Below are 26,909 nucleotides of genomic sequence, written 5' to 3' on the forward strand. Positions count from 1 at the left end.
ACCAAACGCAAATCAGGTATTTTATAAACACTAACTTTTAGTTTTGGCGTTCGGAGAACTCTATGATTTTGGCCGCGACATTAAGTGAATTACAAGAACAAATACGACTCGAGTATTCTGGGTTAAGTAAGCGTCTTCAACAAGTTGCGAAGTACGTGCTAGATAACCCTAATGATATCGCTTTGGAAACCGTCGCCGTCATCGCCCAGAAAGCCGAAGTCCCACCATCGACTTTGATTCGATTTGCCAGCGCTTTTGGATTTAGCGGCTTCAATGAAATGAAACAGCTATTTCGTAATAAAATCGTCGAGGAAACGTCAAGCTATACTGATCGTGCTAGGATCCATAAACAGCTGCACACAGAACCGCTTACCCCCGAAAGTCCAAGGCAGATACTACAAGAGTTTGCTAACGCGAACTCACAAGCGATGAATTTTCTTGCGACTCATACCTCTGAAGAAGATCTTAACAGCGCTATCGATATACTCGAGAGCTGCGACAACATTTATCTGATTGGTCTTAGACGCTCATTCAGTGTCGCCTCCTATTTCACTTACGCTCTCAGACACTTGAACAAGCGGGCATTTTTAATTGATGGCCTTGGCGGTATGTATGAAGAGCAATTGAGCATGATTAGCGCGAACGACGCGATTGTGGCGATCAGCTTCAGCCCATACGCCAACGAGACTGTGGCACTGAGTGAAGTGGCTTCCAAAGCCGGTGCCAAGCAAATCGTCATTACCGATAGTCAAGTCAGCCCTCTGACAGCATTTAGTGATGTGAGTTTTGTAATTAAAGAAGCCAAAGTCGACGCCTTTCGTTCGCAATCAGCCTCGCTGTGCTTGGTTCAAAGTCTCGCCGTTTCTATGGCAATAAATAGTAAACACAAGTAAAAACAGCGCCCTATTTGGGCGCTGTTTTTTATTTCTCTGTTTATTCATTGTTGCGTCACTGATAGTACGTCGCGTTATAGAACAACCGTTCGCTTACTATTCATCGATTCAATCGCCGCATCAGCAAGACGCAGAGCAAACTCTCCATCCACGCCTGAACAGTTTGGAACACCACCATTTAGCACATCGACAAAGTGTTGCCACTCGGCAATGTAAGCCTCTTTGTAGCGCTCTAGGAAGAAGTGAAGCGGCTTAGCGTTTTCCGCACCACGATCGGATGTCTTACTCACTAAGTTCTCACAAACATTGTCAGCTTGAAGCATGCCATTCTCACCATGTAGTTCAATACGCTGATCGTAACCATAGCCAGACTTACGACTGTTGAGAATGGTCGCTATAGCGCCAGAGGCAAAATTCAGCACAATCACACCGGTATCGATGTCACCCGCTTTTCCAATCTCAGGGTCAATTTTGCAACTACCGTGAGCCGTTATGGATATCGGATCTTCGCCTAAAATGAATCTTGCCATATCAAGATCATGAATGCTCATGTCACGGAACATCCCACCAGAGACCTTACTGTATTCTGCCGGTGGCGGCTCAGGGTCACGAGACGTGATCGTCAACGTTGCTGGCTCACCCACCTCACCATCAACGACACGCTGTTTTAGGTTGGCAAAATGAGGGTCAAAACGGCGGTTAAAACCGACAAGCAACGGCACTTGATGTTGCTTCACAACCCCTAGACAATCGCGCACTCGACTGGAATCAAGATCGATAGGTTTTTCGCAGAAAATGGTTTTGCCCGCTTTGGCACCCAGCTCAATTAAGTCGGCATGCGTATCCGTTGCCGAGCAAATACACACTGCATCCACATTAGGATCTGCCATCGCTTCTTCAATCGATTGTCGCTGAGCATCATATTGATTACATAGCAAGTTGGCATTGACATCATAAGGGTCAATCACCGAATACAAATTGGTTTCAGGGTGGTTGGCAATGTTCACAGCATGAACTTGCCCAATGCGCCCTGCTCCAAACAGCGCGATATTATACATTCTGCACTCCTTCCTTTGCTTGTCGTTAGTCAGGCTCATCGTTGAGTCTGACCAGAATAAACTGTTCATGAGTGGCATTGCCTCAGTGGGGAGCCATACAACACTCATCGCCGTTACTTATAATCCTGTGAGTTGATCCAGGCATGTTCGCCTTCCCAGCTAAACAGCCACTGGCGCTTAGGGCCCGCCATCACATTCAGGTAATAGCTGTCATACCCTGCCATCGTCGCCACGGGGTGGTACCCTTTTGGCACCATCACCACATCTTTGTCGTAAGCCGCCATGCACTCGTCCAGCTCGCGATCGTCGGTATACACCCGTTGCATGCAGAAACCTTGTTCTGGGTTTAAGCGGTGGTAATAGGTTTCTTCTAGATAGGTTTCTTGCGCATCAATGTCTTGATCGTGCTTGTGACTTGGGTATGAGCTGGTGCAGCCTTGTTCGGTAAACACTTCAACTACCAGCAGGCTATCTGCCGGTTTGTTGTCTGGGAGAATATTGTGTACATATCTTTGATTTTGTCCCTTACCTCGGTGCTCAGCTTCAACCTCTTGCGGTCTGATATATCGGCTTTCTAAAGTGCCTTCGCTAGGCGCCTCACAAATAGCGAGTTCTAAATCTGTTTCAGCAATAATATGAGCCGTTTGCTCAGGGGCAACATAGACTGAATGTGGCTTAATCGGCTTCTGGTTCGCATCTTTCTCGAACGGAGACATCCGCTCACCAATGTGACTAAATATCTGATCTTTGACTGTTACCGTTGCTCTTCCCGATACCAGCACCAAACATTTCTCTGTCGATGAGCGAGCAAGAGTGAGTGTTTCATTCGCAGTCAGCTCATGAACAGAGAACCCAACGTATTCCCAGTTGGCACTCTCTGGCGTTATCGATTGAACAAGGGAGTCGGATTGAACTCGCGAATATTTAGAAAGAAGGTGAGACATAGCGGCTCCTCCTTGGTCTTAATTATTATTGAAACATTTAATCCAATAATAATATTTTGAAACTTTTATTTCGTGACGCGTGCAGCAAAGTCCACTTAACTTGAGGATTTTTTCACCGTCAAATGGACTTAACCACGCCCCAAAGAGGTTAGAACAGCGCTTTCATGCCCTGGAGCATCTTGGTAGCTACATCGTGGTAATCCTGCTCCCACATTTGGTCGTTGAGATACTCGCCAGAGTAGTAGCCCTTGTAGCCCGTTGATTGAATAGCATCGACCCATTCTTGAAGTGGAATATCACCGTGACCGATGAAGTGCCCGCGCAGTTCTCTTTCATCAGGCCAAGCCGCTCCTAGCTCTGGACGAGCGCCGTCTGAGATATGAACGTTATAGATTAGCGCCGGGTCAATACTAGCAATTTGTTCCAAGCTAGCTCCGCGACATGCCCAGAAATGCCATGTATCGAGGACAAAGCCGAAATTATCACGCCCAACGGCATCCAGTAGGCGGTAGTAGTCATCGAGTGTTGCGATGGGTGTCCACGCCGCCCCTTCATACTGGAAGCGAATACCGTGCTCTTTTCCAATATCCGCAATGGAGCGAATATTCTGCGCCGTCAATTCAATGTTTTGATCTAACGTCAATCCATTCAACGCTTCAAAGGCGTTCAGCTGGATAGTAGGCGCGCCAATTTTCTGTGCAAACTGGCACAACACTTCGGTATCTTTGAAAAGCTGGGCTTTTGACGCTTTATCTGTGACTTCGATGGCGCCAATGATGTCGATCGCGGTGGGCTCTATATTGAATTGATCAAGGCGCTGTTTGAACTGCTCTGCCGATAGGCCAGCTTTGATATAGCGCCACAGTTTTTCGGTGTGAATTTCTAACCCTTGATACCCCGTATCATGAGCAAGACGAATGTCTGAAATAATATTGCTGTGGAGCGAGCACATTCCATGTAAAGCAAAACGCATAGAGAATCTCCTGGAATTTGGGCAGCAAGAAACTAAGCCTTGCTGAATCAGCTCTACAAGGCTTACTCTTTAATTGGGTTAGTGGTCATTAATTGTGATTACTTCACTTCGCGACACATCAGGCTGACCGCGAGTGTTTGGGCAAGGTACATTGAGCTACTAAGCGAACGGAACCCCATGACTTCACCTTCTTGAACCTCAAAGCAGACTTCCATCTTGCTGCCCTGGGGTGTCATTTGATTATCGGTAATAGCGATAATCGGAACATTCTTTTTGTGTGCTTGGTCGATAAGATCGCTGGTCTCTTGCGCGTACGGATTGAATGTCACAGTAAACAAAACGTCTTTCTCACTCATACGGCGTGTCATTGGGGACAACATGCCACCGTGATCATCTAGCAGTACCACGTTGTTGTCAGACTTCATTAACGCATACCAAAGGTAGAAAGCGACAGGGTAAGCCCTGCGCATACCTTGAATGTAGATGGTTTCAGCACCTTCAAGCATGGCGACGGCACGCTCTAGCTTTTGTGGAGACACCGTAACCTGAAGCTGCTCTAGCGCTTCAATGTTGGCATCGCCAAAGTCTTGGAATATGGCCTGCGGAGAGTCGTGTGGTACATCTTCCATCTCACGCGCTTTACGAACACGCTCTTTATAGTCTCTAGGACGGTTCAAATACTGGTTTCTAAACAGTATTTGCATAGACGTAAAACCATCAAAGCCCATCGCATTAGAGAAGCGACTCAAGGTCGACAACGGCACATTAGCCTGTTGAGCGATGGTTGCCATGGTTTCTACGGCGACCAGCATCGGTTGCTCCATGACAAAGTCGGCTACCTGCTGCAATCGGCTACTAAGGCCATCGTAGCGCTTAACGATAAGTTCGCGCAGCGAATCTAAATCAGCGGGTACTTTTACTTCTACATCCATAGTGATAACGCTCTCCTGTTCGAACGCAATAAATAGTCAACCGGTCCCCGTCCCTGAGTTAGGTTGGGGACTCTATTTTATGATAATAACTCAAAGTTGCGAATCGCTTCTTGCTTAACATAAGGCATTGCTTTTTGCATAAAGTAGATTCGATCAAATTTCTGCGGCTCATCATTCATATAACCGCGTAGGTTGTGGCCTAGAGCCTGTCGTAAACACGTGCCGATATTGAACTTAGACACGCGGCTCTGTTTGAGTTTGAGCATATCTTCATCACGAATACCGCTGGTTCCGTGTATCACAAGAGGGACTGTAACATGACTCGCGATGCGATCCAGACGACCAAAATCAATCGTACACGTTGGTTCTGTCAGGCGGTGGATGTTACCAACAGAAATCGCCACACAATCAACACCGCTTTCCTCAGCAAATCGAGCGGCATCCTCTGGCTCGGTATAGATTGACTTAATATGGTCACGCCCTTCTTCATAAGGCACCGAACCAATTTCGCCTTCCACCGATGCGCCCAGCGCATGAGCCACTTCGACCACTTTCTTAGTGCGTGCGATATTTTCATCCAGCGTTAGCTGCGAGCCATCAAACATCACCGAACTGAAGCCCGCCTTAAGCGCTCTGAAGACAATGTCCTCTTCATAAGTATGGTCCAAGTGCAAGCACACGGGAACGCTACTTTGATGAGCAAGATTTAAGAACATGGCCGCAGCGGTCTCAACACCATAGAAATCAACAACATCTTTATTGCAAGCGAGAATGACGGCCTTGCCCACTTCTTCTGCTGCCTCTACAACAGCTCGCGCATCTTCGTAACCGAAAACATTGAAGCAAGGTACTGAGTAATCGGATGCTGCAGCGTCTGGTAATAAATCATTAAGATTAACTAGCATCATCGTCTCCTATTTGAATTTCGCAATCATATCTTTGATACCTGGAATGGTATTCACTTGATATTCATGATGAGGGTCAAAGTGTTGGATCAGAGATTTCTCTGTTTTACCGACAATAATGGTGAAGTAGTACATCTCGTAACCCGGTGCTGCCACACTCGGGTGATAACCTTTATCGATGGCGATAACAGAACCAGTTTTTACATGGTAAACCGGGCCGTGATCATCTTCATGTTCGTAAAGGAACTGTGCACCGAAACCGAAATCAGGATTGAAACGGAACTGATACACTTCTTCGTATAGCGTTTCACGGCTGCCATCTTCTTTTACGCGGTCTTCGTCATGTTTGTGTGGAGGAAAACCAGACCAACCACCTGCACCAACGGTAAACAGCTCGCTGACTAGCAAACGACCACGTTTTTCCGAGTTTGATTGACCAAGAACATGCTTGATTTTGCGATGTGTTTTGGTGTCATCAGAGCCGTATTGAACAATATCGACGTTCTCTTCACGCACGCAGAATGGTTCTAGAGACGCTTCAAACTTACCGCCTGCAATCATGATGTCAGCATTTTCACTGACACACTCTATTTGCGCTGTATAGCCAAGTGGAACGTAAACCGCTTCTGGGTTACCTTCCCATACAGAAGCTCGCTTACCGATGTTGTCGAACACTTGCGTGTCTTCGCCGTTGGTCACCGATACGCTGCAAGTGCCGCCCGCTAGCACAATAACAGATTCATAGCCTTCAACTTGATGATTGAAAGTGCCGCCTTGAGTCAAGCAGACTTGGTTGAAGTAACACAAAGGGGTCACTTCGTCGTTAATACCTACAATGGGCTCATTTTTATTATCGTAGGGTGGTATGTGTTTACCCATGTTCTTTCTCCTCACTGCTCTTTTCGTTGAGCGCAGTTTTAATTGCCTAAACTTGTTCACAAATGAAAAAACCGGGCCACGATGGTGTGTATTTTCGCGAGTATCTGGAGTCGAAATACCGGCCCGGGAGACGAAAAGCTGTCTTCAAAATCGCATCAAATTGATGCCATCAAACACCTTGGTTTCTTGTCTCAATAAAATCAAAAAGTTGCTCTTTGGTTGGCATCGCTTCTGTGCAGCTATCGCCACTGACATTAATTGCCGCTGCTGCAGAGCCATTTCTCACGCCCTCTTGCAATGTGCCGCCGTTAACGAGCGTCCAAATCAGCCCCCCAGCAAACGAGTCGCCAGAACCAAATGGTTTGTTTACGTCTACTCGGAAGATACCTTGTTGGAATTTAGTACCATCACAGCAATAAACCTTAGAGCCAAACTCCCCCGCTTTGATGACAACAATTTGAGTGTTGTCACGCATAAAGCGCTCAGCGGTAGCGTCGTCATCTTTGTTGCCCGGTGCGATGACCGTTTCCATCATGTCGAACTCTTCGCGATTGCCAATCACAATGTCAGATAGGCTCGATGCGATGCCGTAGTAGATGGAAGCATCTGTGTCAGTGCGCCATGAATAAGGACGATAATCGACATCCAGAACGACAAGCGTGTTACTGCGGCGAGCGTGCTGCATAGCAAGAATGGTTGCTTCGCGGCTTGGACTCTCAGATAGTGCCGTTCCGGTGACTACCAACATCTTGGAGCTAGCGATATATTCCGGATCGATTTGCTCAGGTTTGATGGTGAGATCTGACGCGTTGTTGCGGTAAATAAGCACAGTGCAGTCGCTTGGTTTCATCTCTGTGAACGCCACTGACGTGCGAGAGCCAGAATCATCCGTCATCATGCCGTCAAGGTTGATCCCTTGCTCAGACATGTAACCTTTGACATAGCCACCGAAAGCATCATTGGCTACGCAACCAATAAAACCTACGTTGCCACCAAGCTTGCTCACAGCGACTGCAATATTGGCCGCAGAGCCACCAACAAACTTGTTAAAACCTGAAATGTCTGCCATATCGGTTTTGGATTCGCGGGCGTATAGATCCACACCCGCGCGCCCTAAAACGATGGCATCCAACGGTCTGTCTTGTTGAAATGCAATTTTAGTCATCGTCATTCCTATTAGTTGTAGCTAACCCAAGCGGCGTTTTGGTCTGCCGACTCAACACACTTCTCACACAAACGTACGCCTTCAATACCAGCATCGATACCAGGGAACCAAATACCCGCCAACGCTTCTTGGTCATCACGATCAGCGGCATCAAACGCCATCGCAAAACGGTGATACAGGTTTGCCCAAGACTCAAAGTAGCCTTCAGCATGACCACCACCTACGCGGTTAGATGCGACACCTTCCGCATCTTGATATAGGTAGCCCATGCCGCGCTCTAGCACTCGAGGCGCCTCACCTTGTACTTCGTAACGAAGTTGGTTTGGATACTCATCCCACCATTCGATCGACGCTTTCGAACCGACGATACGGATCTTCTGTTGGTGCATTGAGCCTGAGTTGACGGCCGATGCCCACAAGGTACCCACTGCGCCCCCTTTGAACTTGATCATCACGTGAGCGTTATCTTCGAGTGGCGCACGAGATTCGATAAAGCTCTGGCGCATGCATGCCAAGCTGTCGACTTCTAGACCTGTCATCACCTCGTTGAGATAAAACGCGTGAGTACCGATGTCACCTAGTACATAAGTTGGACCCGATACTTCAGGGCTTACACGCCACTTCAGACCCGGATCATTCTTTTCATATTCTTCGTTGTGGAAGCCGTGCGCGAACTGCATGTTGATGACTCGGATTTCACCAAGGTCACCACGCTGAACCATTTCACGAGCCTGCTGAACCATTGGGAAGCCGGTATAGCCGTACATAACACCGATAACACAGTTGTTTTGTGCTGCGATAGTTTTAAGCTCTTCTGCTTCTTCTGTGGTAAAGGTAATTGGCTTCTCACACACCACATGAAGCTTGGCTTCCAGTGCGGCTTTACAGATTTCATAATGAGTGGAGTTTGGCGTTGCGATGGATACCGCTTGAATGCCATCTTCACGCTGCGCTTCTTGTGCAAACAATTCTTTATAGCTTGAATAACAGCGCTCTGGGTCTAGTCCAAGATTGACACCGAAATCGCGGCAGCGCTCAGCATCTAGGTCAAACGCACCAGCTACCAACTTAAACAAGCCATCACGCTGCGCTGCATTGCGGTGAGAGTAACCAATTTGACTACCACGACCACCACCTACCATTGCCCAACGAATTGGCTGCTCAAAATGACGCTCTTCATTAAACATGCTTGACTCCTTGTGTGGCTCCTAGTTTCTAGGAGCCGAGATTAAGTGTTAGAAAATTAAATAGAATTCGTAGCTAGACGCCGCGGCGCTGTGTGGCGCGACCTTCTTCCCAACTGGCGACTTTCTCTGCAACGTGGTCATTGCGAGTAACTTCAGGTAGACCGACTTCCCACCAACAATCGCACTTAGACCATGCTGCTGGTGATACTGGGTCAATGTCGACAACGATAACGTAAGTACGGTCAGCTTCTTTCGCGCGCTGGAATGCTGCATCAAACTCATCAACAGACGTTAGCTTCTCGCTGATTGCGCCTTGTGCTTCAGCGTGCTTCGCAAAGTCGACGCGAGCCACTTCGCCATCTGGACGGCGGCAGTCTTCAAGTAAGTTGTTGAATGAGTCGTTGCCCGTGTTGTTTTGCAGCTTGTTGATAACCGCAAAACCGCCGTTATCACACACCACAACAATCATCTTGTGACCCGTCAGTACTGATGAGTAAATGTCTGAGTTTTGAATCAGGTACGAACCGTCACCCACAAGCACTACCACGTCGTTGTCTGGGTTTGCGACTTTCGCCCCCCAACCACCTGCAATTTCGTAGCCCATGCACGAGAAACCGAACTCAATATCAAATTTACCGATTTGGTAGTTTTGCCAGTTCATTGCTAACTCAGCAGGTAAGCCGCCTGCTGCTGTCAACACGGTATCTCCCGGTTGCATGGATTTGTTTAGCTTGCCAATTACCTCTGCGTATGACGAAAGTCCTGGTAGCAAGTCGCCCTCTTGAGGGTTGGTGCGGCGGTGAACTACAGCTTTCCACTCATCTGCCTGGGTTTTCGCAGTCTGTGCCCATGCGCTGTCGCCTTCCCAGTCACCTAGCAGTTTCGAAAGCTCAACCAAACCGCGTTTTGCATCACACTTAACTGGCAATGCGCGATGTTTGATTGCGTCGAAACGACCGACGTTGATAGTAATCAGTTTCATGTCTGGGTTTTTAAACACGCTCCACGAGCCAGTCGTGAAGTCTTGCAAACGCGTACCGATAGCAACCACAACATCAGCGTGCGCCGCCATATAATTTGCTGAATCCGAGCCAGTGACGCCGATAGGACCCGCATTTAGAGGATTGTCTTGTAGCATCGTTGCTCGACCTGCGATGGTCTCAACGACAGGAATATTGTGCTGTTTCGCGAATGCCGCAAGCTCATCCGTTGCGAGCGAGTAATGAACGCCGCCACCAGAAACAATCAGCGGTTTTTCTGCTTTCATCAGTACTGCTTTTGCATCTTCAAGATCAGCAATTTCTGGCTCTGGACGACGAATGCGGTGTACTTTCTCTTCAAAGAAGACTTCTGGGAAGTCGTACGCGACGCCTTGAATGTCTTGAGGAAGACCAATGAATGCTGGGCCACATGTCTCTGGATCAAGCATGGTGTCGATCGCTTGCGGTAAAGAATGCATCAACTGTGTTGGTGAAATAATGCGATCCCAGTAACGTGTCAAAGGTTTAAATGCATCATTACAAGTGATCGATGGATCATAGAAGTTTTCTGGTTGCTGCAATACAGGATCAGGTAGTCGACTTACGTAAGCGTCACCTGCGATCAGCAGAACGGGCAGTCGGTTGGTGTGAGCAATACCTGCTGCTGTCACCATATTGGTCGCACCTGGGCCAATAGAGCTCGTCGCAATACCAATACGTCGGCGCTGGTTTGCTTTTGCATAAGCAATGGCAGCCGTCGCCATCGACTGTTCGTTTTGACCACGCCAAGTCGGGATTTTGTCTTCAATGTTCTTTAATTGCTGTCCAAAACACGTCACATTACCGTGACCAAATATGGCAAAAGCGGTGCCGAACAGTTGCTCTTTCTTTCCATCAATTTCAATCATTTGAGCAGCTAAGTATTGTGCAAGCGCTTCTGCGACAGTTAGGCGTACAGTTTTCATTCTCTTCCTCGGTAGTCTCAACGTTGTCCATTCCATGAGTAAGCTACGTTTTGCATCCCTAACCTCGTAGCTTTTATCATGGGGAGCGCTGCTCCCCATTATCCAGAGCTCTATTACAAGCCGTATTTTTCCGCGTAGCCCGTGATGTTCTCGTAAGCTGTTTTCGCGAACGTTAATGGGTGTGCTTTTGCAGGATCTTGCTCCGCTTCAACCAATAACCAGCCTTGGTAGTTGCGAGCTTTAAGCGCTGCAAATACATCGTCATAATCCACATCGCCCGTACCTGGCACTGTGAATACGCCGTCTAGTACTGCATTTAGGAAAGATTTATCCGCTTCGCGTGCCGCTTTCATTACATCTAAACGAAGATCTTTGAAATGCATGTGGCCGATACGGTGACCCCAACGCTCAATCATGGTTACTGGGTTACCACCACCATAGGTGATATGACCTGTATCTAAGGTTAGGAACACAGAATCACCTGTGAATTCCATCATTAGATTAATGTCGTCTTCTGTTTCACAGATAGTGCCAACGTGATGGTGGAAAGAGAGCTTGATGTCATGCTCGTTCAATAGGTAATCCGCTACTTTCGTTAGCTTCTCGCAATACATCTTCCACTCATCCATAGATAGGATGACGCGTTGAGAAAGTGGAGTGTTGATGTCGCCATGAACGGTATTGCTCACTTCACCATAAACCATTGCTTTACAGCCAGCCGCCTTCAGAAGTTTGATGTGCTCTTGCATAGCAGCAATCTCTTCATCTGCTGTCATAGTCATTAGATTGCCGCTATACCAACCAGACGCCAACACAAGGCCATGCTCTTTTAACAGAGGTACTAATACTTCAGGCTCACGTGGGTACTTAGTGCCTAGCTCAGTGCCTGTGAATCCCGCTTCAGCCATTTCACTTAAACATGTTTCCAAAGGGATCTCGCCACCAAGCTCTGGCATATCATCGTTGGTCCAAGTCAGTGGGCTAATTCCATATTGCACGTTGCTCATTTTTATTCTCCGACAATGTTTAAAAGATTTTCCAAGTGACTCAAAGCTATCGCGGTGACTAAGTCATCGGGTTGGGAAGCTTTGAACATCTCCTGTTGTTTCACTGAGGACTACTTTAGCCAAAAAAAACGAGATTGAAAAATATTTTTCATATCATCGATTGAGAATTTCAAAACAAACTAAAAATGGAAAAAACCTAAGTAGAACGCGGGTTTCAATCGTATTTGATCTAGATCTCACTTTTATTAAAGCAATAAAAATCAATACCTTAAATGACTTGCAGGGTTTGAAAAAGATTTATCATAGTTTGATACAGGTAACATTTTTGGACAAAATGACAGTTTACCGGTAGTAGAAATCAAAAAGAGTCAATATGATTAAAACACCAGCAAAATGAAAAATTATTTTCAAACACACACAACTATAACATCTGCTGGACTTATAGAATGCCAATACTCGTACCCTACAAACCGAAGTATTGGGCTCACCTCAGCTAGCTCTTGTTCGATGGTAAAGGGACAGTTTTGAGGGAATCTCAATAAGGAAAAATCTAATGGAAGCTACATCCAAGGTAGAAGCTAGTAAACACAATCTTGCCTATATCATTCGTATCTGTTGTATTGCAGCGCTTGGCGGAATTCTCTTAGGCTATGACACCGCTGTAATATCTGGTGCGATTGGTCCGATTCGTGAGCACTTTGGGTTAAGTTCAGCCCAAACTGGCTGGGCAGTGTCCAGCGTGGTACTCGGTAGTATTATCGGTGCCGTCAGTGCCGGATGGGCCGCGCTAAAATATGGCCGACGCAACACCCTCTTTATAGCCGCCATCTTATTTATGATCTCCGCAGTGGGCTCAGCACTTGCTTCCACCTTCAGTGTTTACGTTATGCTACGTATCGTTGGTGGCATTGCCGTTGGCTTAGCCTGCGTAGTATCGCCGATGTACATGTCGGAAGTCGCTCCTAAGGATTTCCGTGGCCGTGCAGTGAGTATGTTCCAGCAGTCTGCTGTCATTGGTCAAACCGGGGTGTTTTACGTTAACTACCTGATCGCAAAAGGTATGTCTGAAGCTTGGTTGGTCGATTGGGGTTGGCGCTGGATGCTAGGTTCTGAAATTATCCCTGCCGCACTGTTCGCAGCTTTATTGTTCATCATTCCAGAGTCGCCACGCTGGTTAGTTCTCAAAGGCAAACTGACTGAAGCAAAAGCGACACTATCTCGCATCTCAAATCCACAGCACGCCGATCAGCTTATCCGTGAAATCCAAGATTCACTCACAGACAGCCGCAGTGCGAACAAAAATAAAGTCAGCCTACGTTCACCATTGCTGTTTGCTATTTTGGTTATCGGTACCTTTGTCGCTGCTGCTCAACAGTTAACGGGCATCAACGTCATCATGTACTACACACCAGAGATCCTAAAGCCGATCACGGGGTCTACTGAAAACGCTCTTTTCCAAACAACTTTCGTTGGTGTGGTCTTCATTCTAGGTAACGCACTGGGCATGTACCTAATTGACAAAGTAGGTCGTCTGCCGCTGATGAAGTACGGCACGTTTGGCTGTGCGCTCGGCATGTTTGTGGTCGGTTACGTGTTGTATCAACAAACTGAAGGCTATGCCGCTCTATTCGCACTGTGTCTGTATGTAGTTTCTTACGCAACCTCTTGGGGCTGCGCATGCTGGACTATGATCTCTGAGATTTTCCCGAACAGCATTCGCTCTCGCGCTATGGCCATTGCCGTTGGTGCTCAGTGGTTCACGGGGTTCATCGTCACGCAATCATTCCCGATGCTAAACGACAATGCTTACTTACAAGAGAACTTTAACGGTGCATTTGCTTTCTGGCTATTCGCAATTCTTTCCATCATCTGTATGTATGTGGTCGTTCGCTATGTACCTGAAACAAAAGGTGTCAGTCTGGAGAAAATGGAAGAAGTAATGGCAGAGAAACTGGGTAAAAAACACACCCACTCTACTGACCAAGCTCATGTTTAACCATTAGTAATTTGGCGTATTTGGGAGCGGGTTTCATCCGCTCCCATTTTTCGTTTTTACTCTCACGTTTTAAATCTCACGTTTGAAATCTCACGTTTGAAATCTCACATCGTCAAAGCGGTATTTTGAGCGCGAGAAAGACGGCATTAGGAGACTCACTATGCTCGATAAAATGGCTTTCTTCATCTACGTCATTCGTTCTGGTTCTATATCATCAGCGGCACGTCGCTGTAATATTTCTGTGTCCGCAGGCAGTCGTTGGCTACAAGAGCTAGAAAGCCACTTTGGAACGGCGTTGTGCTACCGTTCCAATCGTTTGTTAGAAGCCACCCACGCTGGCCAAACTCTATTTGAAGAGTTTTCTCCTCTTGTCGATAGCGCAGAACGTATCACTCGTAAACTCGAAGACTACCAATCCCACGAAAAAGGCCATATCGACATTGCCTGTACACCTGTCTACGCCAATCACTTCTTAATGGATAAACTGCGCCATTACGCCAAAGATCATCCCGAGGTTACTTTTAATATAAATGTCACGCCTTGGGCACTGGATCATGCCAGTACCAGTGACCTAATGATCAGCGCCAATGCGAGTTATCAAGGCTACCGTGAAAAAGATTTATTGTTAGTGAAAAGAGAGCTGATGCAATGTCCTTTTGTCGTTGTGGCATCCCCTGATTACCTGCGTGAACACAGTGAACCTGAACACCCGAAAGATCTCCTTCGACATCCTTGTTTAGTGGCAACCACACTAACCGGGAGCAACGATTGGATCTTTAGGCGTCAGTCTGAAAACACACTTTTAAAAGTGCCCAAAACTATAGAGGTGAACGACAGTGACCTACTTCTCAAAGGCGTCGTCAACGGGATGGGTATCGCCTATTTGCCCGACTTTGTCGTTAAACAGGCGATAAATGAAGGTAAGCTAAAACCACTTTTGCTTGATTACGAGACTAGCGTGTGGAGCCTCAACTTGTACTATCACTCACCGCAGTCAGCTTCGCCAACCGCGACAAATTTCAAAACGTACCTGCTAAGTAATGACCCAGAAACAAGCGATTAAACGAGGGCAATGACAGCATCAAAACAAAGTTTACTGCCCGACACGAAAAGGAACAGATAACAGAGCTGATAGATCCTCTCCTGACTGACACGATGCAGCAACATCACTCCAAGTTTGACACCCAGTGGTGCTAAAGGGATCAAAATGAGCGCGGTCAACAAGTTGGTGGCATCAAATTCCCCTAATGCTAAGTAAGGGATCACTTTTGCAAGATTAATAAGGCCAAACAACACCGCCATGGTGGCGATCAAAGTGACTTTTTCAAGCCTTAGCGGCAACAGATAGATACTCGCAGGCCCACCACCAGCATGAATGGCAGTACTGGAAAAACCGCTGAGAGCGCTCCAAAACCATGCAGATAGCGCACTCGGTTTGGTTTGTTTTTGCTCGCCATCCAGCCAATATTGAAGGCAAAACGCCAGAGACAGCAAACCAATGGTTAGCTTGAGGCCAGCTTCCGAGGTAATTCCCAAAAACAACCCCGCGAGCAGCACACCAAATAAGGCTCCCGGCAACATGCGTTTAATCACACCATAATCCGCACTTTTGTAGTGGTGGCGAACCGCAAAGATATCCATCACAATTAAAATAGGCAGCAAAATAGCGGCCGCTTGCGTCGGTGCGACCACCAGCGCCATCAGCGGCACAGCAATAATGCCTAAAGCCCCACCAAGGCCGCCCTTGCCGATACCATAGATAAGTACAGCAGGAACAGCCATGACATAGAAAAGTGGGTCTGTTACCACACTCACGATTAAACACCTATGGACGTTAAGTAGTGTCTGCTGCGCTGCAAATCATCCACAACATGGGTGAGTGCACGTTTATTGTGCTCATGCTCTACAACGAGCCAGCCTTGATAATCACTTTCTCTGAGCGACGAGAGTACGTGCGTCAATTTAATGTCTCCATCACCTAGCGGTGTCACCAAGCCCGTCGCATAAGCGTCAACCCAAGGCTTTTTATCACGAATCGCAAGCCTTAGTTTGTCCAGCGACACATCTTTAAGATGAACGTGCTCGATACGGCGACCATATTGCTTAATGATGCTCACTGGATCCATACCATCCAAGAAGGCATGCCCAATATCGATACACAAACCTAGCTTGTGGTTTGGAATCGCATACAACACATAATCAATTTCATCTTGAAAGCTGATGTAGCCACCGACACCTGGATGCAATAAACATCTCAAACTGTATTTCTCAGCAACCTCGATGACTTGATTCAGCACATCGATTAACGCGTCTTTCTGCGTTTTATTAAGTCGAGGCGCCGTCGCGCTTTGACCGACTGAGGTATTGCGTTCAGGGTGATTACCTTCCATCAAAAGCAGCGTCCTAGCACCTAGCTTACTTAGACGAATACAGGTTTTTTCTGTCTCGTCGAGAATATGGCTTAAGGCGTTTACATCACTAAACGGCAGCTGAAGTTTACCCGCGCAAATGGATAACCCGCGGGTTCGACATGCGCTGCTCAGTAGTGACTCATCGTCGGGGAAGTAGTCAGTTGGGCCAAGCTCTATCCCTTGATAGCCACAATCACTTGCTTCCATTAGCACCTTGCCCCAGCTTGGGTTTTCTGGATTGTGAGACTCTTCAATACCCCAGCAGCATGGGGCGCACGCGATTCGATTCTGCATAGCATCTTCTCCAAATGGTTGTGGCTCCAAGATAAGAGTTAACTCATAAAAAAGACGTGATCGGACGCCAACTTGGTCTTTGCAAATCTGCAAAGCGGCTTTGAATTCCTGCCTGTAACGCTCCGACTCATCAGCGATTTAGACTGTTGTTAAGCTTGAACATTTAGGAGACAGGCATGGAACGTGTTTTTATCGTGGCGGCAAAACGCACGCCAGTTGGCAGCTTCAATGGTGCATTAAGTGCACTATCGGCATCGGAGCTTGGCGCGCACGCTATCCAAGCTGCGCTTGAACAAGCGGACATCGCGCCTGATATGATTGATGAAGTCATTGCAGGCAATGTACTTACCGCAGGAACCGGTATGGGGCCTGGAAGACAAGCGGCATTAAAAGCTGGGATACCTGACTCCGTGCCCGCGTACACGCTTAATATGATCTGCGGCAGCGGGATGAAGACCGTTATGGACGCCGCCAGCCACATTCGCGCAGGGGATGCAGAAGTGGTGGTCGCGTGTGGTATGGAAAGCATGTCAAACGCTGCATTTATCACTTCAGGACAGATCCGCCGTGGTCAGCGCATGGGTCATTTCCCCCTTGAAGACAGCATCATCAAAGATGGTCTTACGGATGCGTTTCATCAGTACCACATGGGGATCACCGCTGAAAACATCGCGAAAAAATTCAGCCTGTCGCGTGAAGAACAAGACGCTTTTGCCCTCAGTAGTCAGAACAAAGCGGTGAACGCCATTAAAAACGGAGACTTCGTCGACGAGATCGCCCCCGTTTCCATCGTCAATCGACGCCGTCAAACTGAGGTAAAACAAGACGAATACCCCAAAGCGGATTGCAGCTATGAGTCCTTACAAAATCTCCGTCCCGCTTTCGATCCAGAAGGTACGGTCACCGCAGGCAATGCCTCTGGTATCAATGACGGAGCCTCCGCCATCCTTCTTGCCTCAGAAAGCGCAGTCACGAGGCTGAACCTAAAACCGCTAGCAGAAGTGATTGAATATGGACAAGGTGCACTCGCCCCTGAAGTGATGGGACTTGGCCCAGTCCCCGCCATTGCGAATACGCTAAACAAAGCGCATCTGTCGATTGACGATATTGACGTATTCGAGCTCAACGAGGCGTTTGCTGCGCAGGCACTTGGCGTTGTCCACTCACTTGCAGAGCAGCATAACATCGATGCGCCGTGGCTGCTTGAACGCAGCAATTTATCGGGAGGTGCGATTGCACTTGGACACCCAATTGGCGCCTCAGGCAACCGTATTCTCACCACCTTGGTGTATCAGCTTCACAGAACCCAGCAAGACCTTGGTTTAGCGTCACTATGCATAGGTGGCGGTATGGGTACAGCTGTCATTCTAAAACGTTGTAGCTAAGGAGTTTGAGATGAAAAAATCTGCAAATGCCGAGCAGCTTCGTCCTCTCTTTCGTGATGGTATGACCATCATGATCGGTGGTTTTATGGCAACTGGCGCGCCTGAATCCCTGATTGATCTCCTCAACGAGTGGGACATTAAAGATATCACGTTGATTACTACTGACACCGCTTCACCCGGTCGTGGTACCAGTAAGCTCATCGCGCAAAAGCGTGTCAGCAAACTCTATGCGTCCCATATCGGTTTAAATCCAGAAACGGGCAATCAAATGAACGAAGGCACGCTTGATGTTGAGCTGGTGCCCCAAGGGACATTGGCTGAGCGAATTCGAAGCGGCGGGGCTGGCCTTGGGGGCGTACTCACGCCAACGGGTCTTGGCACTTTGGTCGCTGAAGGCAAGAAAGTGATTAACGTAGGTGGTAAAGACTACCTACTTGAAACGCCACTTAAGGCCGACATTGCCTTAATTCGTGGCTCAGTGGTCGACACTCGAGGCAATGTGTTTTATCGCAAGACAACGCAAAACTTCAACCCTTTAATGGCGACCGCTGCAGACACTGTCATCGTGGAGCCGGAAAGCATTGTCAACCTAGGTGACATTGAGCCCGAGTCAGTACACACACCTAGCCTGTATGTGGATTATATTTTGACGGAGGATGCGTAATGACGACCCTACTGGATAAACACACCATTCGTCGCCGCATCGCATGGCGCGTCGCTCAAGAGATGCATGATGGCGATATCGTCAATCTTGGCATTGGTTTACCAACGCTTGTGGCCAACGAAGTCGACAAGGAGGTGGAAATCTTAATGCAAGCAGAAAACGGTTTGTTAGGAATCGATAATCTGGCCACCGAAGACAATGCGGATCCGGATCTCGTTAATGCTGGGGCGCAGCCTATTACTGCTATCCAAGGAAGCTGCTATTTCGATAGCGCAGAATCGTTTGCCATTATTCGTGGAGGACATGTTGATGCCACTGTCCTTGGCGCCTTACAGGTAGACGAAAACGGCAATCTCGCTAACTGGATCATTCCAGGAAAAATGGTACCAGGGATGGGTGGTGCAATGGATCTTGTGGTTGGCGCCAAAAAGGTCATTGTAGCGATGGAGCACACGGTGAAAGGAAAACCAAAGTTGCTACGTCAATGTTCACTGCCGCTGACCGCCGTTAATCAAGTTGACCTGATTGTCACCGAAATGGGCGTTATTGAAATCACTCCTAAAGGCATGCAACTGACTGAAATTGGACCTGAATTTAGTATCCAACAAGTGCAAGCAGCAACAGAAGCTACGCTACAAATCAGTGAAAACCTGCGAGTGATGTCTCTGCCTGAATAAAGGACTCTTAAACACCTCATGAACGAAAAATGCCGCTCAACAAGAGCGGCATTTTATTAAGAACTGTTTGACTTTAATCTACAGCAAGCAGATTAGAAGTTGAACGTTACACCCACACGAACGCGGTTTTCAGTTTTCACTTCAGCGTTTTGACTTACGTAAGTCTTGTCTAGGATTTGGTAATCTAGGTAAGGTGCCCACGTGTCGAAACCAGTGTATTTAACTTGGAACGTGTGTTCCCATTTGCTGTCTGCACGAGAAAGATCGCTGTTGATCTTACCGCCGTTGTTTTGTGCGATGTAAGCTGGGTTATATTCTAGGTTGAAGTCTGAAACGTTGTAACCTACCCATGCGTCAACTTGGTTTGTGTTCTCAACACCATCAGTTGCCGCTTGGAAACGGTAACGTGCTGCAGTGTAGAAGTTACCTGTTGCGTAAGTCGCTTTTAGGTAAGGACGGTATTCTGAGTGGCTAGTACCGTTCCAGTAAACGAAACCAGGAGTTAGAGTTACGTTGTCGTTGATTGCGTAGTTGTAGTTTAGCTCGGTCTCGAACGCTGCTACTTTGTGGTCGTCTTGGCTAAACGCGCTATCGCCGTGGCCTTGAGTACCTTCTAGGTGAATTTCCCAATCTTCAGCAAAGCCCATGCCCGTGCGAACACGGCTTTCATAAGTTTTTGCTTCTGTGTTGTAAGCGCCACGAACGTCAACGTAGTTTGCGCTTGCTGGAAGTGCTACTGCAGCAACGAGTGCCGCTGCTAATGTCATTTTAAAAGTTTTCATTAAAGAGCTCCGTATAGAACAGGAATGCCAAAAATGGCACGGATTTAATGTGCGAACGACAAGGCCACTGCCAAGCATCCTTGAAGGTCACACCGAAACTGAGCTCAGAATATTTTTTTGAACATTGTTTTTGTCATGGAAGTGTCAAAGACAAACATTGAGTGATATCGATCACACCAAAGTAGTCCATAAAACAACTCAAATGAACATTAAGGAAAGGTAAAAATAACAATAGTGAAACAGAAATTCACACGTGATTCATTAAGGTTATATGTGATAAGTCGAAAGACCAAATTTGAGTAAAGACTACTTTATTGTGAATAGTTAGTATCATAACTGGAGTAGCTGTATGAGCTTGCCGTGTCCTCGGTAGCGTCCTCAATATTTGAAGAGATAGTGCTCTCAGCCTCGCTAGGCTTGGCCTCTGGCGACACTTCGTTTTGAGTTGTAGAGGCCGGTTCCTGCTCTCCATCCTGTACTAACCCAAATAAAGGTAACTCCCGTTTGTAGAGTTTGTTTAGGGCACGAATCAACGAGTGTTTGACGACGGGACCAAACTGCAGTTTTTTCAAAACAGGCTTAGCCAATGACTGCAGTCCAACCACTGAATCAACGCCCAACGTGCTGCCCACTGCATCACGAGCCGATTTAGCGGGCTCATAGCCCATGTACGCAGACATAAATAGCCAAATATAAGCGATAGCTGCGCCATTCGGTTTTACATCACGCCACGCTTCACCGGCAAAATACATCGCTTCGACGTTGCCCTTTTCGGCCGCACGTTCAAGCCAGTAACATGCGCGCTGACCGTCTTGCTCCACGCCAACGCCATTTAAGAAGTTGAGGCCAAGCTTAGTCATTCCTTCTTCGCTTTGTTTGTCCGCGGCTTTTTCAAACCACTGGGTGGACTGCTTTGGTGACGGTACAGGGTTCTCGGGAGAAATGCTCCAATCTCCCATAAACAGAATCGCTTCAAGGTTGCCTTCTTCAGCGACCTCTTGAATTTTAGCGACGCCTCTTGGGATATTGCGCTCAACACCTTGACCAAATATTTGCGCTTTCGCAGCTTCAAACTTAGCGTGAACGTCACCTTCTGCACCCGCTATACATAATCGCCAATAATTGGCTTGTTCGCGAAGAACGAGGTCTTCGCGCTTTTTGTCGCTAAGGCGAACAATGCCGTACATTGAGGTAATATTGTCGAGCTCTGCGCCTTTGTGATACCAATATAGCGCTTCGTTAGGTTTGCTTCTCTCTGCTTCTTTGGCGAGATAGAGAATGGTTGGTACATGACCGGTCTCGGCTTTGAAGACGCGACCTTGCCTCTCTTGCTGACGCGCTTTTTCCATCGCTCGACGATAGGCGGCCTCTCGCGCAAGACGCTCTTCCTCCATACGCTTCTTGCGCAGTGAGAGCGAGAACATCCAGACGAACACCAGCAACAGTGACAAGCTGGTAGCGCCAATAGCAATGGTAAGTGTCGACATAATTGAGTGGCTTTTGTGGTAACGGTTACTCTCTATAGTAACGGCTGATTGCGCCAACAATTAAGTGCGATTGTCGATCAACACCACGCTTTTACACTAATCGGTCAATTATTCTTCCGTTTTACTGCGAAGCAGCAGCATTCACCGCTTTGTTGAACGCCTCGCGCGCACCCTCCACGCCAAGTGACTCAGCCTCTTCGAGTAAACTCACCGCTTTTTTTAACTGGTTGTTATCAACTGCATGGGTGATCGCTTGACGATAAAACTCACTCGATTCTTGAGTCGCTTTTGCCGCAATGACCTTGCTCTGAGTGACTTGTTCATCACTTGGGGTTGGATTGGCCTGTGACTTGCGGCCATCAATGGCAATAATAACCTCACCTTGATCACTAAAAGGTACCTGAATATCTTTCACCTCAGGCAAATAGTTCCCGCGAGCTTTAGCATCAAGTTTTGCTGGATGAGTTACCGTCACGCTGCGAGTCGCGGCTTCCGGTTTGGTGTACACCACCAGCATGAGCTTTGAGTTTGCACTTGGCGCAACAAACGTGAAGTTAAGAGCTAATCGATTTCCCAAGTGAAAACGTGCAGGCAGATACTCAAACTCATTCAAATCATATTGCTCAACCACGCTACCATCATCACGGATAACTGCCACATAAGGAGCAAAGGCAGAAGAAGATATCAGGCTAGTGATTGTAATATCGAGCGCACCTGAAGTTAGGGGTAGTGAGACGACTGCAACTGGACTCTCAACACCGTCTATGACATAGCGCTGGCTATTCTCATCAATTCGAAATGTCTGTTCACTCGGTGCTTTCATAGCCAGCATGTTAAGGCTAGCGGGATCGAAAATCGTTGCCTGAGAGCGAAGCGGCGCTTGCTCGACAACTTCAGTGCTTTGACATCCAGCGAGTAACAAGCAGCTACTAATCAGGGTCGTCGATAGTTTGATCATGTTCGTCTCCAAAAAAGGGCGAAGTCACCTTCGCCCTTCGTCTATTAAATTAATGAGTAAAACGTTAGAACCACGCTTCTACTTGTACGCCTACAAGGAACTCGTTTTTCTTTGATTTGTCTGCAAGCTGTGCGCTGTCCGAACGATCATTTAGATAAGTGCCATATACGCGAATTTCAGGACGAGCAAAGAAGCCTTCACCCATAGAAAAAGCCTGCGCAACCGTCAACTTGCTGCCTTTTTTGTTACCGTAATTGCTGTAGTTTTCAACGTAAGTACCCGCTTCAAATACCGTACGCACTGTGTCAGTCCATTGGTACATTGGGCGAATTACTGCAGAGAACAAATCATGGTCAGTCTTAGCACGGTTCGTCGCTGAAATTGCCGCGTCTGTCGATCGTGCAGCAAGGAATTGGTGACCCATTTCCCACTTCTCACCTAGGCTAATCACACCCCAGTTCAATAGTCGAACACCTTGTGCGTCGTTGTTCGCACCGTCGCGGCGATCGAAATTACCACCGTTACCAAGGTCGGCCATTTGTGCGCCGTACGCGCTGTTACCGTATTGCACAACCGTTTGGTTAAAGCCGGCTTCCATATTTTGGTGAAGAATAGCGGTAACCAATGCACCATCATCTGCTTGTACGTTGGTATTACCTGAGGCAGTACCCGTTGAGAAGTTGTACGCACCTGCAACCTCTAGTGTTGCATCTTCCCAAAGGTTAATGTTCGCTAGACGTACGTCAGCGATGTAACCTTTGACTTCATCTTCTTTGTATTTATCTTGCTGCTCCCAGCTACCTTCAATACCAGGGTTAGTACCAGGCTTTTGTACCCACTGTTTGCCATCAAGCGTTTTTTGCTTTGAGCTACTGTCTTCAACAAGCGCAAGCGACAGTTTTTGATTACCTACAGAGATGTTCTCGATACCACCACCAGTACCAGATGTGTTTAGGAAGTAGAAGTCCGTGATGTGTACATCACGACGTTGGTAGTAACGCTTACCAGCCCATACTGTCGCTTCTTTGTCTGAACTGAACAGACCCGTCGCTTGTACATTGTATTGTGCAACGTTGAAGTCACCATCTTGCCAGCCATTTGTGCCGCTGTTGCCAGAAGCAATCATCGATTCCACGCGCCACGTTTGCTCACCCGTTTTTAGATCTTTACCAAAACCGAACTCTGAGTAGTTGTCGTTCTCGTTACCTAGACGACCCACTTTTTGCTTCTCGTAGTTGGCATCACCAGTTCCGTTTGAACTAAGCGCAGTGCCCGCACGAAAATAACCAAAATAATCCACAGCGAAAGACGGCGCAGCAACAAGTGCAGTAGAAACAGCTGCAGCGACTAAACATAATTTTTTCATTATTAACTCCGATTTTTATCGTTATATTTCTCAATCGACATTCAAAAAGGCAGCAGAATGTAAGATGTGGTGAGAAAGTTGTCGGAGAGGAGAATAATGATGTGTATTTTGATGGAATAGGGGCTGTTATTGATAATAGTGGCAGTACTCCTAAGCACCTCCCCTTATTCATCAATAGTACTTGGCTACGGTTTCGGAACTTTCATTTTCATTACGGAATGAAATTTGACGTTGAGCACGGAAAAACCAGAATGATGCCAGTAAAAAACGGCTTAAGTCACACTTTCTAGGTGAAACAGCTCTTGAGTAACAAATGCCAGCTATTTGAACAATGTCACTTTTTGAGGTTAATTGGATGTGAACCTGAGAGCGGTATGGTTGCGGAGAAAAATATAAACCCCGAAAACATTGAGAGATAAATTACCTCAAAGTATTTTCAGGGCTAATAATAACTATTTTATGAATGTGCTATTTTGCATTTATCGCTTTAACGAAGATCTCTTGAGCACCTTCAATATTCAGTGCTTTGGCTTCATCTAGCAGGCTAAGTGCCTTTGGAATGTTGTCTTCTGAAACCGCTTTTTCTATTGCAGATTTGTAGTATTCTTCACTGGTTGCAGCAGATGGTATATATTCGTTTTCCGTCTGCTCGCGCTTCGTTACAACATTATTAGCATCAATTTTAACGGTCAAAGTACCATAGAGTGAATGCAGAATGACAGGATCAGCGATCTCTGGTGGTTGGTTGCTTCGAGCTTTCGCATATAGCTTGGCAGGATGAGTCACGGTGGAGCTACCCGCTATATCTTCTTTTGTTGAGTACACCAAGATATGCAGCGCTTTAGAATCATCAAAAGGGATTACCGTTACTTTTGCAGCATATTGGTCAGGATCTAAAACCTTCGCCTCTCTGTACTCAAATTCAGAAAATCGCTTTTCACCTAACACACGGCCTTTATCGTCAGTGACCTTAAATGAAGGCGCATACATACTACTTTCTTTAATTACTAAACTTGCTACCTCAACATCCAAGCTACCGCGATTTCCATCGACAGTAAATGTAGCAACAGGACTTGCTGTTCCATCCAGCAGCAAAATTTGAGAGTTTTTACCAAGCTCGGTCGTTACATTCGCTGGAAGATCCAGCTTTGTCCAACTCAAACGCTCAACCGATGTAGAAACCTGTTGAGAGGGCTCCACATCACTAGAAATAACTTGTGGTGCAGAGCACCCTGCTAGTGAGAAAGCCGCTACTAAGGGCAACCATTTATACTTCATAATTACTCTCCGAAAAAAGAGTACAGCCAGACTAGCTGGCTGTACATGATTAACGTGGTTAGCTATTACGCTAGATTACCACCAAGCTTCAACTTGTACACCAACTTGCATTTGAGATTTGCTCTCGCCGCCGTTGAACTTATAGCTTCCATCTGTTTGACCGTCAGCATCTTGGTTTAAGTAAGACGCGTAAACACGTAGTTCAGGACGAGCCCAGAAACTTGAACCTGCTGACCATGCTTGGGCGATAGTGAACTTGCTGTTTGTTGTCTTAGAACCATCGTTATCATCTTGCGAGTAACCTGCTTCTAGGATTGTACGCATGTTGTCGTTCCACTTATACATTGGACGAACAACTGCAGAGTATGTAGTCCATTTGTCTTGGCCATCCCACATACCTTCACCAACACCGTAAACTAGCTGGTGACCAAACTCAACGTTCTGACCGACTTCTGATACACCCCAGTTGATCAGGCGGTAACCAGATGCGCCAGAGTTTGCTTCTGCGCCGTACCAGCTACCGTCACCATAGAACGCGAACGCTTTTGAGTAGCCTTCTGTACCGTATTGAACTACAGTTTTGTTGAAACCGCCGCTCAGACCTACAGTCAATTCAGCCGTACCCATGAAACCATTTTTTGCATCTTTAGCAGCTTGCGATGCTTGGTCAGTTTCATTTAATAGAGCTGCGTTACCAATTAACTCAAGTGATGCACCTTCCCATAAAGGAATACCAGCGTAACGAATGTCTAATGTATTAACATTTAGTGCACCGCCATCGTTTCCTGCGTCTGGAGTTTGACCAGTGCTTGGGTCACCATCTTGAACACCGTCGTTGCGATCGTTGCGAACCCAAGCTAGAGAAAGCTTACCAGGACCTGCTTCGATACCCTCAATACCGGCACCTGCACCTGAAATATTTAGGTAGTAGAAGTCACTGATGTGAATATCTTTACGTTGGTAGTAACGCTTACCAGCCCAAAGAGTTGCTTCCGGAGCAAAACCCAAGAACCCTTTTGCTTGAACGTTAAACTGACGTAATGCAAACTTTGCATCGTCGTTTTCAGTACTTTCCCAGTCGTTTGAACCGTTCGAAGTCATAGCAACCATAGAGTCAACATACATCGACTTACCGTTGTCGTTGTATACTTCTTTACCTAGGCCAATCTCACCGTAGATATCGCCTTCGTTACCGAGACGACCTACTTTGTTTTTCTCAAAAGTCGTTTGCTGACCACCGTGCTCACTAGCACCAACACCAGCACGCATGTAACCATGAAAATCTACATTCGCCATTGCTTGACCAGCAGCCAATACACCTACCACCGCAGCAGCAATTACACTTACTTTTTTCATTTAGAAAACTCCGTTTAACTTATTGTTATATTCAATTTCTTTGTTTCTAAAACGCTTCAGAGGCAGTACCGAAGTGTCTCAGACTTGAAATATCGGTTAGGGTCCCGAGTTGATTGAACAATTGCAGATTAACGAAGTCGTGTAATGGAAGCGTCCTCCACCTTATAGATAGTTAAGGGGGATGAGAAAGGAGTAGAAAAATAACCGTATGGCGTTTTTTTAGAGCAGATCACAATTCAAGGGGGGAGTAGCATAGATGGGAGTAATGTTTTGACGCGCACAATATGCTTTACATCACTATTTTTAACTTTTAGGTAAGAAAACTGAAATTAAATTACATTTAAATTTCTGTGATCTTCGCTTGACC

General features: G+C 46.9%; 24 protein-coding genes. 6 read left to right on the plus strand and 18 right to left on the minus strand.

Features of this window, described 5'->3' with window-relative positions; all coding sequences use genetic code 11:
- Positions 1-62: 62 nt before the first annotated feature.
- Positions 63-893: a MurR/RpiR family transcriptional regulator gene (locus ACVA6Q_RS07725; protein WP_418642597.1), complete on the plus strand. Its 831-nt coding sequence runs from the start codon at positions 63-65 to the stop codon at positions 891-893.
- Positions 894-967: 74 nt separating this feature from the next.
- On the opposite strand, the gene iolG is transcribed toward ACVA6Q_RS07725, so the two are convergent.
- The 10 genes from iolG to iolE form a co-directional block, all read right to left on the minus strand.
- Positions 968-1,951, minus strand: a complete 984-nt coding sequence (gene iolG, locus ACVA6Q_RS07730) for an inositol 2-dehydrogenase (RefSeq protein WP_446647115.1) — start codon at positions 1,949-1,951, stop codon at positions 968-970.
- A gap of 113 nt (positions 1,952-2,064) precedes the next feature.
- Entirely contained in the window at positions 2,065-2,895 is an 831-nt protein-coding gene (gene iolB, locus ACVA6Q_RS07735; protein ID WP_446647116.1) for a 5-deoxy-glucuronate isomerase, read from the minus strand.
- Positions 2,896-3,043: 148 nt separating this feature from the next.
- Positions 3,044-3,868, minus strand: coding sequence for a sugar phosphate isomerase/epimerase family protein (locus ACVA6Q_RS07740; protein ID WP_446647117.1), 825 nt, complete (start codon positions 3,866-3,868; stop codon positions 3,044-3,046).
- 98 nt (positions 3,869-3,966) lie between these two features.
- Positions 3,967-4,800 carry a MurR/RpiR family transcriptional regulator gene (locus ACVA6Q_RS07745; protein WP_446647118.1) on the minus strand — a complete coding sequence of 278 codons (834 nt, stop codon included), beginning with the start codon at positions 4,798-4,800 and terminating at the stop codon, positions 3,967-3,969.
- Between the two features lie 77 nt (positions 4,801-4,877).
- Entirely contained in the window at positions 4,878-5,705 is an 828-nt protein-coding gene (locus tag ACVA6Q_RS07750; protein WP_112460628.1) for a class II fructose-bisphosphate aldolase, read from the minus strand.
- 9 nt (positions 5,706-5,714) lie between these two features.
- Positions 5,715-6,584 carry a 5-deoxy-glucuronate isomerase gene (locus ACVA6Q_RS07755; RefSeq protein WP_112460629.1) on the minus strand — a complete coding sequence of 290 codons (870 nt, stop codon included), beginning with the start codon at positions 6,582-6,584 and terminating at the stop codon, positions 5,715-5,717.
- Positions 6,585-6,753: 169 nt separating this feature from the next.
- A complete protein-coding gene (gene iolC, locus ACVA6Q_RS07760; protein ID WP_418642603.1) occupies positions 6,754-7,749 on the minus strand; it encodes a 5-dehydro-2-deoxygluconokinase in 996 nt (331 codons plus the stop codon).
- A gap of 11 nt (positions 7,750-7,760) precedes the next feature.
- Positions 7,761-8,936, minus strand: a complete 1,176-nt coding sequence (locus ACVA6Q_RS07765; RefSeq protein WP_319556039.1) for a Gfo/Idh/MocA family protein — start codon at positions 8,934-8,936, stop codon at positions 7,761-7,763.
- Between the two features lie 73 nt (positions 8,937-9,009).
- Entirely contained in the window at positions 9,010-10,881 is a 1,872-nt protein-coding gene (gene iolD, locus ACVA6Q_RS07770; protein WP_446647119.1) for a 3D-(3,5/4)-trihydroxycyclohexane-1,2-dione acylhydrolase (decyclizing), read from the minus strand.
- 113 nt (positions 10,882-10,994) lie between these two features.
- A complete protein-coding gene (gene iolE / locus ACVA6Q_RS07775) occupies positions 10,995-11,888 on the minus strand; it encodes a myo-inosose-2 dehydratase (RefSeq protein ID WP_418642605.1) in 894 nt (297 codons plus the stop codon).
- Between the two features lie 553 nt (positions 11,889-12,441).
- Here iolE and ACVA6Q_RS07780 point away from each other — a divergent pair.
- Complete coding sequence (locus ACVA6Q_RS07780; RefSeq protein WP_446647120.1) at positions 12,442-13,884, plus strand: sugar porter family MFS transporter; 1,443 nt, start codon at positions 12,442-12,444, stop codon at positions 13,882-13,884.
- Between the two features lie 160 nt (positions 13,885-14,044).
- Positions 14,045-14,947, plus strand: a complete 903-nt coding sequence (locus ACVA6Q_RS07785) for a LysR family transcriptional regulator (RefSeq protein WP_418642607.1) — start codon at positions 14,045-14,047, stop codon at positions 14,945-14,947.
- Here ACVA6Q_RS07785 and ACVA6Q_RS07790 read toward each other — a convergent pair.
- Positions 14,944-15,693, minus strand: coding sequence for a sulfite exporter TauE/SafE family protein (locus tag ACVA6Q_RS07790; protein WP_418643017.1), 750 nt, complete (start codon positions 15,691-15,693; stop codon positions 14,944-14,946). The two genes, ACVA6Q_RS07785 and ACVA6Q_RS07790, sit on opposite strands and share 4 nt — an antisense overlap.
- An 8-nt stretch (positions 15,694-15,701) precedes the next feature.
- The gene (locus ACVA6Q_RS07795; RefSeq protein ID WP_446647121.1) at positions 15,702-16,589 is read right to left on the minus strand and encodes a sugar phosphate isomerase/epimerase family protein; all 888 of its coding nucleotides are present in this window, start codon (positions 16,587-16,589) and stop codon (positions 15,702-15,704) included.
- Positions 16,590-16,765: 176 nt separating this feature from the next.
- On the opposite strand from ACVA6Q_RS07795, the gene ACVA6Q_RS07800 reads away from it, so the two are divergent.
- From ACVA6Q_RS07800 to ACVA6Q_RS07810, 3 genes are read left to right on the plus strand one after another with little or no spacing between them, the layout of a single operon-like run.
- A complete protein-coding gene (locus tag ACVA6Q_RS07800; RefSeq protein WP_446647122.1) occupies positions 16,766-17,974 on the plus strand; it encodes an acetyl-CoA C-acetyltransferase in 1,209 nt (402 codons plus the stop codon).
- Between the two features lie 10 nt (positions 17,975-17,984).
- Positions 17,985-18,638: a CoA transferase subunit A gene (locus ACVA6Q_RS07805; RefSeq protein ID WP_446647123.1), complete on the plus strand. Its 654-nt coding sequence runs from the start codon at positions 17,985-17,987 to the stop codon at positions 18,636-18,638.
- Positions 18,638-19,315: a 3-oxoacid CoA-transferase subunit B gene (locus tag ACVA6Q_RS07810; RefSeq protein ID WP_446647124.1), complete on the plus strand. Its 678-nt coding sequence runs from the start codon at positions 18,638-18,640 to the stop codon at positions 19,313-19,315. The genes ACVA6Q_RS07805 and ACVA6Q_RS07810 overlap by 1 nt, the downstream gene beginning before the upstream one ends.
- Before the next feature lie 92 nt (positions 19,316-19,407).
- Here the strand turns inward: ACVA6Q_RS07810 and ACVA6Q_RS07815 are convergent, their stop codons facing one another.
- From ACVA6Q_RS07815 to ACVA6Q_RS07840, 6 genes are all read right to left on the minus strand, one after another.
- A complete protein-coding gene (locus tag ACVA6Q_RS07815; RefSeq protein ID WP_162631331.1) occupies positions 19,408-20,097 on the minus strand; it encodes an oligogalacturonate-specific porin KdgM family protein in 690 nt (229 codons plus the stop codon).
- Between the two features lie 311 nt (positions 20,098-20,408).
- Positions 20,409-21,584 (minus strand): tetratricopeptide repeat protein, encoded by a 1,176-nt coding sequence (locus tag ACVA6Q_RS07820; protein ID WP_446647125.1) that lies wholly within the window; start codon positions 21,582-21,584, stop codon positions 20,409-20,411.
- Positions 21,585-21,705: 121 nt separating this feature from the next.
- The gene (locus tag ACVA6Q_RS07825; protein ID WP_418642613.1) at positions 21,706-22,542 is read right to left on the minus strand and encodes a MalM family protein; all 837 of its coding nucleotides are present in this window, start codon (positions 22,540-22,542) and stop codon (positions 21,706-21,708) included.
- A 64-nt stretch (positions 22,543-22,606) separates the two neighbouring features.
- The gene (gene lamB / locus ACVA6Q_RS07830; protein WP_446647126.1) at positions 22,607-23,908 is read right to left on the minus strand and encodes a maltoporin LamB; all 1,302 of its coding nucleotides are present in this window, start codon (positions 23,906-23,908) and stop codon (positions 22,607-22,609) included.
- A gap of 468 nt (positions 23,909-24,376) precedes the next feature.
- The gene (locus tag ACVA6Q_RS07835) at positions 24,377-25,186 is read right to left on the minus strand and encodes a MalM family protein (RefSeq protein WP_446647127.1); all 810 of its coding nucleotides are present in this window, start codon (positions 25,184-25,186) and stop codon (positions 24,377-24,379) included.
- Positions 25,187-25,261: 75 nt separating this feature from the next.
- Complete coding sequence (locus tag ACVA6Q_RS07840) at positions 25,262-26,542, minus strand: maltoporin (protein ID WP_446647128.1); 1,281 nt, start codon at positions 26,540-26,542, stop codon at positions 25,262-25,264.
- Between the last annotated feature and the right edge of the window lie 367 nt (positions 26,543-26,909).

The organism is Vibrio sp. DNB22_10_4 (assembly GCF_052879755.1).